Genomic DNA, 11773 nt, shown 5'->3' with positions numbered 1-11773 from the left:
CGGACAGATTTACGCCGTCAACCGATTGGCATATTAAGGGCTAAACTCAATGCCCTCCTCCAGCTCCAGCATCAACCCGCTCAGGCGTTTCACCTTGCGTTGCACCGCCTCTTCAAACACCCCGGCACGGGGTTCGATCAGGGTGAACCAGTCCTTGGCCCGGGTGATTCCGGTGTAGATCAATTCCTTGGTCAGGACCGGATTCAGGGCGTCCGGCAGGATCAACGCCGTGTGGGCAAATTCCGAGCCCTGGGACTTATGTACGGTCATCGCGTAGACCGTCTCGACATCATTGAGGCGACTCGGCAGCACAAATCGCACGCCGCCCTGACCGTCGTTACGCGGGAAGGCGACACGCAGCACCGGCTTGCCAGCCTCGGGCCCGTCGCGCTCCGGTAGCTTGAGCGCAATACCGATGTCGCCGTTCATCAAGCCCAGGCCGTAATCGTTGCGGGTCATCAACACCGGCCGGCCTTCGTACCACTGCTGATCGCTGTCGATCAACCGGGCCTTGAGCAAGGCCTCGGTCACGCGCTGATTCAAACCCTCGACGCCCCAAGGCCCTTTGCGTACGGCGCACAATAACTGGAAGGTATCGAAAGCATTCAGCACCTGCCGTGCCCACTCGGTCCAGCAAGGCTCATCGAGGCTGCTGCCGAGGGGTGGTCGCTGCGTGCGCAGCAGGCTCAGGTAATGTCGATAACCTTGTGGGCCGTCGTCGTGACCGTCGAGCAGTAAACGCTCCAGCGCTTTGTCCTGCTCACCTTTGAGGGACAAGGAAAATACGTCCTTAAAGCTGCGTTCGGCCAGCAGCTTGCGCGCTTCTTCGGGGTGTTGTTGATTGACCCATCGGGCCAACTGGCCAATGCCGCTGCCTTCGCCGAATCGACGCGAGTGACGCAGCATCACCACTTGTTGGGCCAACGGATGAGTGCCCTCGGTATCCTCGTGCAAACCGCTGGCTTCAAGGCTTTCGCCGCTGACGGCCTCCAGCCACTGGCGAGTCTGCGGACTGTACCAACCGGCCTCGGCGTCGCGACACAAATCCCCCAGCACGGCCCCCGCTTCCACGGAGGCCAACTGGTCCTTGTCACCGAGCAGCACCAACCGCGCATGCGCGGGCAATGCGTCGAGCAGATTGGCCATCATCTCCAGGTCGATCATCGAGGCTTCGTCGACCACCAACACATCCAGCGGCAAGCGGTTACCGGCGTGGTGACGGAAATGTCGGGTGCCGGGGCGGCTGCCCAGCAGACGGTGCACGGTGGTGACGTCGGACGGAATTTTTGCCCGCACCGCTTCGGCAACGGTCAAGGTCTGGACTTGCTGGCTGATGGACTCCGTCAGCCTTGCCGCGGCCTTGCCGGTGGGCGCGGCCAGGCGAATACGTAGCGGTTTTCCCGCCTCCACGGCTGGCGCCTGAAGCAGTGCCAGCAAGCGCACGACCGTGGTGGTCTTGCCGGTCCCCGGCCCGCCAGTCACGATGCTGAACGCACCGCGGGTGGCCAGGGCACAGGCGAGTTTTTGCCAGTCGATCACCTCGCCAGGCCTGGCAGGGCCGAACAAACCGGTCAGGCGCTGGAACAAATCGCCGGGTGTTGCCTCGTGCTCCGACAGGCGTTGGCGCAACGCATTATCGATGCGGCGCTCGTAAGCCCAATAGCGGCGCAGATACAGGCGCTTTCCGGACAACACCAGTGGCCGATGCCGCGCGGCCTCACGACCATCGACCGCCAACGCCACCAGACTGCTGGAGGCCAGCACTTTGCACCAGTGAGCGCCGTCCAGCGCTTCAAGCAACTGCGACGGCAGCAACATCGCGCCACCTTGCACATCACCTTCTGGCGGCAGTGACAGGGCAAAGTCCGGCGCCTTGAGTGTCTCGAACAGATCCAGACACACATGACCGTGGCCGAGCTGGTGACTGGTCAACGCCGCCGCCAGCAAGACCAGCGGATCATCATCGGGGGCGAGTTCGTGGAGAAAGGCGACGAAGGCCTTGTCCAGGGCACGCAGCCAACCCCGTTCGACCCACCGGGTGAGTAGCAGCAAAAGATCATCAGCGCGGGTCAGCGGCGCCAGGTCCGTCAGGCTTTCATCCGCCAGTGGCGTGGGCAGCAAATCGGCAAAGGTGCGGCTCATAGCAGTACTCCCTGTTCCCAGGCGGGTTCGGCCTTGGGTTCCGGCTTGCCCTGGAACAGTCGATCCAGACGCTCGATCAACTCCCGTGGCGGACGGGCAAAATACACGCCCTGGCTGGCCGCTCGCGTACCGCGCAGGAACAGGTAAAGGGCGCCACCGATATGCCGGTCGTAATCGTAGTCAGGCAGTCGCGCCTTGAGCTGACGATGCAATGCCAGCAGGTACAACACGTATTGCAGGTCGTAGCGATTGTCGAGAATCGACTGCTCCATGGCTTGCTCGGTGTAGGCCGCGTCGTCGATGCCAAGCCAGTTGGATTTATAGTCGGCGACGTAATAGCGACCATCGTGTTCGAAGGTCAAGTCGATAAAACCCTTGAACATGCCATTGAGCATCACCGGCTCGGCGGCCACTCGGGCAACACCGTTGTGGGTGTATTGGCGCACCAGTTCATCGAGTTTGAGCACATCGACTTTATGGCTGGCGAACCAGAATTCCATCTCGACCCGGTATTGGACCAGTTGCTCGAACACGACCGGTGGCTGACCGCCGCCAATGTGCAACGGGGATTTGAGCAGGTGCTGCAGCCAGTCGCTCAGCGTGACGATCCAGCCCTCCCAGCCACGACGATTGCAGCGACGGGCGACGGCGTCTTCCACCGCTTTTGGCGTTGCACTGAAGCCTTCGTCACCGGCCCATTCCAACAAACCATGGAGAAAGGTGCCGGGGTTCGGACCGCGAGGGAATCGGTGAATATCCGCGCCGCCGGTCATTACTTCCCGCGGGGCTTCGGGGTCGAGACGTTCATCGTCGAAGAGCTTTTGCGCTTGCGGGCTTTCCGGCGCCTCGTCAGTACCCACGCTCATGCTGTCGCCAATGCGCAGAGCGCTATAGGAGGCAATCCACCAGTTTTCACTGGCCTTGCGCTTGGGCACCAACGGTGCGAGCAACGTCGCTTCGTTACGCGGCGGATGGTAATGCTCGGTAGTCGCTTCGGGCATCTCTGCGTAGCTCAGCGCAGGACAATCCTGTTGCAGGTCTTCCAGCCAACGCTTCAGACCGGCGGACTCGGGCAATATCGCACCGCCGCCCAACAGATAGCCCAAGGCCGACAAGTGCAGCACCGAGCTGTTGTTATTGCCGCGCTTGAGGTCGGTCACCCCGAGCCAGCAAGCATGTTGCGCGCGAGTCAGCGCAACATAGAGCAAGCGCAGATCCTCGGCCAGCCGCTCGTCGTCGGCCTGGGCGATCAACTCGGGCGTCGGCCTCAAAGTCACCTGCGCCTTGCCCGAGGCGTCGTGGTAGTGAAGCGGTAAGCGACTGCCATCCACCGGTTTCGCCGAGCAGATGAAAGGCAGAAACACCAGGGGATATTCCAGGCCCTTGGACTTGTGGATGGTCACAACTTTGACCAGTTGCTCGTCACTTTCCAGACGCAGGATCTGTTCTTCACCCGCCTGCCCGGACAACGCCAGGTGCTCGGATAAATGCCGGATCAGGGCTTGTTCGCCGTCGAGTTCGGCGGCGGCTTGTTGCAGCAGCTCGGACAGGTGCAGCAGGTTGGTCAATACACGCTCGCCGTCGCTACGGGTGATCAATGCCTGGGGCAACTGGAAGTCATGCAGCAAACGCCGGAGCATCGGCAGCACGCCCTGTTTGCGCCAGATCTCGCGATAACGACGGAACTGCATGACCCGCGCTTCCCAGGCCAGTTCGTCCTGGTTCAGTTGCTCGAGTTCAGTCAATGAGAGGTTCAGCGTGATGCAAGCCAGGGCGGCGCGCAGTGGACGCTCGACGTCCGGCTCGGCGCATGCCTTGAGCCAGGTCAGCAGGTCGTGGGCTTCCTGGGCGGCGAACACCGAGTCCTTGTCCGACAGATAAACGCTGCGCACACCGCGTGTAGAGAGTTCACCGCGCACGGCCTGGGCTTCTTTGCCGTCGCGCACCAGGATCGCGATGTCGGCCGGCAGCAGCCCCCGGAAATCTTTGCCGTCTTGTATAAACCCAGCGCGACCTTGTTGCCCACCGTTGAGCAACGCCGTGATTTCACTGGCGCAAGCAGCGGCCAGTTGTTGTCGGTACACCACACCGGACAGCGGCTGATCCGCGGACAGGTGCCAGATGTTCAGCGCCGGCACACTCTGGCCTTCAGCCTGCAGAACCTCTTTACGACCTTGGGATTCGACGGGCAGGAACGGTACCGGATTGTCGCCGTTGCTCTCGCGAAAGAGGAATGCACCGCGCCCGGCTTCCCGCGACTCGGCACGCGCGAAAACATGGTTCACCGCATCGACCATGCCGTGGCTGGAACGGAAGTTGGTGCCCAGCGTATGCAAGCGGCCGCTGGTGGCCTGACGGGCACGCAGGTAGGTGTAAATGTCGGCGCCGCGAAAGGCATAGATCGCTTGCTTCGGGTCGCCGATCAGGAACAACCCGCATTCGGGGTTGTTGTCTTCGATGCGATAAATGCTTTCGAAGATGCGGTATTGCACCGGGTCGGTGTCCTGGAATTCGTCGATCAACGCCACCGGGAACTGTTCGCGGATCAGGGTAGCCAGGCGTTCGCCGCCGTCGGACTGCAAGGCTGCATCGAGGCGCAGCAACATGTCATCGAAGCCCATTTCCGCGCGGCGACGCTTTTCCTCTTCGAACCGTGCGCCGACCCACTGGGCCGCGTGTTGCAGCACCGCAGCATCCGGGGTCGGCAAACCATCGAGACTGACTTTGAGGCCAGGCATCGCCTCCAAACCGGGATGACGCGGTGCTTCACCCTTCCAGGCTTCAGCCATGCCATCGGGAGTCAGGCGGGTGAAGCCGGTGCCGATGTCCAGTTGTTCAAGGGCCTCGTCTTCAGCCCAGGCTTTGATCTTTTCAAACCATGGTTCGAAGTAGCGTGCCTGCATCTTGCGCCCGTCGACGCTTTTGCTCGCCACGCCCTGGTGACAGATCGCCAGTAATTCGTCCGCCCATTGGCGCCAGGGCATCTTGAGTTCGAGCAGCGCTGTGCGTCGTTCGAGCAGACACTCGGCAATCAGCTCAGCAGGCTCTTTTCCCTCGACACTGTCGCGCTCGCTGGCGAACAACCCTCGCACTCGCGGCAGCAACGCGGCGGGACCGCCCCAATTACCACGCACCCAGTTCAGCGCGTCGCCTTGCATCGGGTAACAGAACAGCCGCCAATAATCGCGCAGGACTTCGCCCAGCAGATCGCTGTGATCGGTTTCCAGGGTCTGGGTAAACAGGCTGCCACTGTCGAACGCGTGCTCACGCAACATGCGCTGGCACCAACTGTGGATGGTTGAGACTGCCGCTTCGTCCATCCATTGAGCGGCGATGTCCAGACGGTTTGCGCAGCCGGACCATTGCTCGGGAAGGAACTCGTCCCGCAACTCGGCTATCAGGCCATCGGGCGCCGGAATCTCATCCCGGAAGAACCTTGCCGCTTCGGCCAGGCGTGTGCGAATACGTTCGCGCAGTTCTTTGGTGGCGGCATCGGTAAAGGTCACGACGAGGATTTGCGGCGGCAACAACTCACGGCCAAACCCCGTCGACTCGCCACCGTGCCCAAGCACCAGACGCAAATAAAGTGCAGAGATGGTAAAGGTCTTGCCGGTCCCGGCGCTGGCTTCGATCAGTTGGCTGCCGCGCAGAGGAAAGGCCAGGGCCAGCGGTGTTTTGGTAGTCATGAGCGTGCGCCTTCGCTGGTCAGTGAACGCCAAGGCGCTTCAAGCAATGGCCGGTACAAAGCGTCGCACCAACCGGGGAAGGTTTCATCGGTAACCAGGCTGTCGTAGTCGGCGAATTGCCGGGCCAGTGCCGGACTTTCGCGTCGCTCGCCATCGGTGGTCTGGCCATCGCCTTCATAGGCTTTTCGCGCAGCGGCTTCGGCTTTGACCGGGTCGGTTTGACCGAGCCAGGCGAACGCGGTTTTCACTGCGATCGGCAGTGGTTGGCGCATGCCCGTTTGCCAGGCCAGCAGCAGGTTACTAAGGATCTGTAACGCGACCCCTTTCTCCAGAGGCTCCAGCAGCAGACTGTCATCACTGGCTACCAGCGCTGTGGTCATCGCCAGACCGCTGGCGCACGCCACCAGGTGATTGACCCAGGGCCGCGTCAGTCGATGCCACTTGCGGGTCTTGATCGAGCCGATACTGTTGGGAATTGTGGTGACCGACAACATTCCCCCATCGGCGCGTTGATGCAGGCCACTGAGCCAACCTTCAAGGCGCAAGTCGTGTAATTCCAGACTCACCGGCAAAGCACTGGTCAGGGGCGTCGGCCACAGCGCCAGGAGCTGTTGATAACGTTGCAGCAAATCCGGCAGCGGCTCGATCAACTCTCGCTGCAGACATTCACCAAAACCGGCCATGGGCAGCAGGCCGCTGTTTTGCAGGCGTATGGCGTGAGCTTCCAACGCCTGATCAGAGTGATCCAGTTGACTCAGTGCCGCCTCAAGCAAACTGTCGCTGAGGCTGTAGCGTTGCAGTGCGTCGAGCACGAAAGGTTCTTCATCAGCCAAAGGGACTTCGGCCGCTTCAAAGAACACCTTGAGTCGCTGGCTGAAGAAATGTCGTACGGGATTGCGCAGGAAGTCCTGCAATTGTCCCAGTCCCAGTGGTTCATCCTGAATGTAGGGTTCCAGAATCTCGATATCAGCGGTTTGCTTGTTGGCTTGATGAAGCACCTGCCATTCGCTGGCGTAGCTGAACAATGCATCGCCTTCGTGGAAATAGCGGGCACTGAACGGTTGCAGGGGGTGTTCCTGGGTCATTTCTTCGAGCAGGTGTTCGTGTTCTTCATCGATTCGCCAACCGCTGGCGAGGTGATCGCGTAACTGCCCGATCAATACCGACGCCGGTCGCTCGCTGTTATCCCGAATGCTACGGCCTACCCAGCTGATATAGAGTTGATTGCGGGCGGACAGCAGCGCTTCCAGCAGCAGATAACGATCATCTTCACGCCGAGACCGATCACCGGGGCGGTAGTCACTGCCCATCAGGTCAAAATCCAGCGGCGGTTGTGCACGAGGGTAATCCCCGTCATTCATCCCAAGCAGGCAAACCAGTTTGAACGGGATCGCCCGCATCGGCATCAAGGTGCAGAAGTTGACTGCGCCGGCCAGAAAACGCTGGGACAAACGCCCCTGATCAAGACCGGCCAGCCACGCCTCGCGGACGACCGTCAATGGCAACTCGTCCTGTAGCCCCACTGACTCGCAGGTATCGAGCCAGGTTTCGCGCAGCTCTTCGAGTTGAGCCAGCAAATAGTCGTCATGTTCGTTGCTGGCCTTGAAAAACAGCTGGACCAGCCCTTGCAAGCGCACTCCCCACTGTTTCGGCGGAGCCGGCTGTGTGAGTTCCTGATGCGCGATCTCCAGCGCGTCCAGCAGCGCAACCAAAGGACCGATGAGCGCGGCATCCAACCCGCCGATCTCATCATAGGGTTCGATGCCTTCGCAGGCACTGGCGCTGCCGACTGCATAACCGAGCAGCATCCGACGCAGGCCGAAACGCCAACTGTTTTGCTCCAGCTCTTGCGGCAGACCGAGGGCGGCTCGTTGTTCGGCATTCATTCCCCAGCGGATGCCGGCGCCTTCAATCCAGCGGTGCAAGGTTGGCAGGTCGGGCTCTTCCACACCGAAGCGGGCACGCAGTGCGGGTACGTCCAGCAGATCGAGGATCTCGCTGACCGGGAAGCGACTGTCCGGCAGTTTGAGCAGGTGTTCGACAGCGATCAGCAGCGGGTCACGACCGCGCTGGCCCTGATCCGCGAGGGTGAAAGGAATAAAGCGCGGGTCGTTGCGTTCCAGTTGACCAAATACCGCGCGGATATGCGGAGCGTAACTGTCAATATCCGGGACCATCACGATCACGTCGCGAGGCCTCAGATCCGGACTGGCGCTGAAGCGTTCGAGCAGTTGGTCGTGAAGGATTTCCACTTCCCGCTGGGCGCTGTGGGCGATGTGAAAACGGATCGACTTGTCGTTCTGCAGATCGACGGCAGGCCAATGCTCACGGGTCTCGCTTAGGGGACGTAGCTCCAGGATGTCGTCCTGCAACTGATTAAGCATATTTTGTGGCTGGCTATCGCTGAACAGGTCGATGCGACCGTCGCGAAATGCCGAGCGATAGCTGCCGGGATCGTCGTAGCTGTCGAGCAGGTTGATGTAGTCCCGTCCCTGCTTGCCCCATGCAGCCAACAGGGGATGTGCATGCTGGTGAAGGGTTTGCGGATCGAGGACAACCGGCATACCGCTTTTGCGGGCTTGGCGCTTGTATTGATGCCGTAGAAGGTCTTTATCGGCGACGATGTCCGCCCAATGGTGACGACACGGGTTGTGAACACAAAGCAGCACCTGGCTGAATCGAGCCAGACCGGCGAGCGCTTCCAGTGCTTGAGCGGGCAGTGAAGAAATCCCGAAAACGATCACTCGGGAAGGTAATCCGGCAGGTGCCACGTCGAGACTGTTGATGCGTTCGATAAACCGTTGGTGAACACCGGCACGACTTTGCGCCATGCCTTGCTCCCCAACATCCAGTAGCAGCGCACGCCATAGTTCTGCCTGCCAGCAATTGGCCGGGGTCAGGGCCTTGGCTTCGCCTCGACCATTGCGTAGTTGATGTCGACCTTCAGCCCAGTCCTCAAGCCAATCGGCGCGGTACACCTGGTATTGGTCGAACAGATCCGCCAGACGCTCAGACAATTGATAGCGTTTGCGCAAATCGGCGTCGTGGGTCAGGAAGCGTTGCAAAGGTTCGAAATGGGGTTGGTCGATTAACTGCGGCAGCAGGCGCATCAGACGCCAGGTCAACGGCGCCTTATCGAGCAGGGATTTGACCGGAATTTCATCACGCCCCAGGACCATCCGATAGAGCTGCCACATGAAGCTACCCGGCAGTTGAACATCGATAGCAGCCGCGATGCCGCAGCCACCCATATCGTCGTCTTCAGGGTCTTCGGCCAGTGCAAGTTTCAGCCATTGAGCAATGCCGTTGCTCTGTACCAAGGCTATTTCATTTTCCAGGGGAGCCAGCGGGTAGTGCCGCATGACGCTGATCACCAGGCTACGCAGTTCATCCAGACTGTTGCTTTGAACCACCATAAAACCGGCATTGAGGGACGCGGCGTCCGACATAAAGGCTTCCTTGGAAAAATAGAAAAGCTAGGGCCGAACCTTAGCACTGTCGAGACACTGTGACAGCCGGGAGCTGTCCGAGAATGCTGTACGAACTTTCTCGCAGGCAAAAACAAAACCCCTACCTGCATACGCAGATAGGGGTTTCGGAATTTAATCTTGACGATGACCTACTCTCACATGGGGAAACCCCACACTACCATCGGCGATGCATCGTTTCACTGCTGAGTTCGGGATGGGATCAGGTGGTTCCAATGCTCTATGGTCGTCAAGAAATTCGGGTACTGAGTCGCGGCCAGCTGGCCTCGCTTCAGCAAATTGGGTATGTGATAGCTTTCGGTGTTTTGTGAGTGTTTCGAACTTTCGGTTCGTTTCGTCTTCACACACCGCAATCTGCTCTTTCGACGCAAATTGCTTGGGTGTTATATGGTCAAGCCTCACGGGCAATTAGTATTGGTTAGCTCAACGCCTCACAGCGCTTACACACCCAACCTATCAACGTCGTAGTCTTCGACGGCCCTTCAGGGGACTCAAGGTCCCAGTGAGATCTCATCTTGAGGCTAGTTTCCCGCTTAGATGCTTTCAGCGGTTATCTATTCCGAACATAGCTACCCGGCAATGCCACTGGCGTGACAACCGGAACACCAGAGGTTCGTCCACTCCGGTCCTCTCGTACTAGGAGCAGCCCCTCTCAAATCTCAAACGTCCACGGCAGATAGGGACCGAACTGTCTCACGACGTTCTAAACCCAGCTCGCGTACCACTTTAAATGGCGAACAGCCATACCCTTGGGACCGGCTTCAGCCCCAGGATGTGATGAGCCGACATCGAGGTGCCAAACACCGCCGTCGATATGAACTCTTGGGCGGTATCAGCCTGTTATCCCCGGAGTACCTTTTATCCGTTGAGCGATGGCCCTTCCATACAGAACCACCGGATCACTAAGACCTACTTTCGTACCTGCTCGACGTGTCTGTCTCGCAGTCAAGCGCGCTTTTGCCTTTATACTCTACGACCGATTTCCGACCGGTCTGAGCGCACCTTCGTACTCCTCCGTTACTCTTTAGGAGGAGACCGCCCCAGTCAAACTACCCACCATACACTGTCCTCGATCCGGATAACGGACCTGAGTTAGAACCTCAAAGTTGCCAGGGTGGTATTTCAAGGTTGGCTCCACGCGAACTGGCGTCCACGCTTCAAAGCCTCCCACCTATCCTACACAAGCAAATTCAAAGTCCAGTGCAAAGCTATAGTAAAGGTTCACGGGGTCTTTCCGTCTAGCCGCGGATACACTGCATCTTCACAGCGATTTCAATTTCACTGAGTCTCGGGTGGAGACAGCGCCGCCATCGTTACGCCATTCGTGCAGGTCGGAACTTACCCGACAAGGAATTTCGCTACCTTAGGACCGTTATAGTTACGGCCGCCGTTTACCGGGGCTTCGATCAAGAGCTTCGCGTTAGCTAACCCCATCAATTAACCTTCCGGCACCGGGCAGGCGTCACACCCTATACGTCCACTTTCGTGTTTGCAGAGTGCTGTGTTTTTAATAAACAGTCGCAGCGGCCTGGTATCTTCGACCGGCATGGGCTTACGCAGTAAATGCTTCACCCTCACCGGCGCACCTTCTCCCGAAGTTACGGTGCCATTTTGCCTAGTTCCTTCACCCGAGTTCTCTCAAGCGCCTTGGTATTCTCTACCCAACCACCTGTGTCGGTTTGGGGTACGGTTCCTGGTTACCTGAAGCTTAGAAGCTTTTCTTGGAAGCATGGCATCAACCACTTCGTGTTCTAAAAGAACACTCGTCATCAGCTCTCGGCCTTAGAATCCCGGATTTACCTAAGATTCCAGCCTACCACCTTAAACTTGGACAACCAACGCCAAGCTGGCCTAGCCTTCTCCGTCCCTCCATCGCAATAACCAGAAGTACAGGAATATTAACCTGTTTTCCATCGACTACGCTTTTCAGCCTCGCCTTAGGGACCGACTAACCCTGCGTCGATTAACGTTGCGCAGGAAACCTTGGTCTTTCGGCGTGGGTGTTTTTCACACCCATTGTCGTTACTCATGTCAGCATTCGCACTTCTGATACCTCCAGCAAGCTTCTCAACTCACCTTCACAGGCTTACAGAACGCTCCTCTACCGCATCACCTAAGTGATACCCGTAGCTTCGGTGTATGGTTTGAGCCCCGTTACATCTTCCGCGCAGGCCGACTCGACTAGTGAGCTATTACGCTTTCTTTAAAGGGTGGCTGCTTCTAAGCCAACCTCCTAGCTGTCTAAGCCTTCCCACATCGTTTCCCACTTAACCATAACTTTGGGACCTTAGCTGACGGTCTGGGTTGTTTCCCTTTTCACGACGGACGTTAGCACCCGCCGTGTGTCTCCCATGCTCGGCACTTGTAGGTATTCGGAGTTTGCATCGGTTTGGTAAGTCGGGATGACCCCCTAGCCGAAACAGTGCTCTACCCCCTACAGTGATACATGAGGCGCTA

At 58.8% G+C, this 11773-nt stretch carries 3 protein-coding genes and 2 rRNA genes (1 of these 5 only partly in view); all 5 read right to left on the bottom strand.

Going from position 1 to position 11773, the window contains the following annotated elements; all coding sequences use genetic code 11:
- Positions 1 to 33: 33 nt before the first annotated feature.
- Positions 34 to 2142, bottom strand: a complete 2109-nt coding sequence (gene recD, locus ACY4LX_RS05000; RefSeq protein WP_463259334.1) for an exodeoxyribonuclease V subunit alpha — start codon at positions 2140 to 2142, stop codon at positions 34 to 36.
- A complete protein-coding gene (recB, locus tag ACY4LX_RS04995) occupies positions 2139 to 5828 on the bottom strand; it encodes an exodeoxyribonuclease V subunit beta (protein ID WP_463259333.1) in 3690 nt (1229 codons plus the stop codon). The genes recD and recB overlap by 4 nt, the downstream gene beginning before the upstream one ends.
- Positions 5825 to 9277, bottom strand: a complete 3453-nt coding sequence (gene recC / locus ACY4LX_RS04990) for an exodeoxyribonuclease V subunit gamma (RefSeq protein WP_463259332.1) — start codon at positions 9275 to 9277, stop codon at positions 5825 to 5827. Before recC ends, recB begins: the two co-directional genes overlap by 4 nt.
- A gap of 157 nt (positions 9278 to 9434) precedes the next feature.
- Positions 9435 to 9550 (bottom strand): 5S ribosomal RNA (gene rrf, locus ACY4LX_RS04985).
- A gap of 153 nt (positions 9551 to 9703) precedes the next feature.
- Positions 9704 to 11773, bottom strand: a 23S ribosomal RNA gene (locus ACY4LX_RS04980) (it continues 822 nt past the right edge of the window).

This window comes from Pseudomonas sp. Emmai (assembly GCF_055179735.1).
Note: the sequence above shows the minus strand (reverse complement) of the source record. Positions and strands in the feature narration are given on the sequence as shown.

Coding starts and splice junctions, on each gene's coding strand:
- recD (WP_463259334.1), bottom strand. CDS start 2,142: ATGAGCCGCACCTTTGCCGATTTGCTGCCCACGCCACTGGCGGATGAA.
- recC (WP_463259332.1), bottom strand. CDS start 9,277: ATGTCGGACGCCGCGTCCCTCAATGCCGGTTTTATGGTGGTTCAAAGC.
- recB (WP_463259333.1), bottom strand. CDS start 5,828: ATGACTACCAAAACACCGCTGGCCCTGGCCTTTCCTCTGCGCGGCAGC.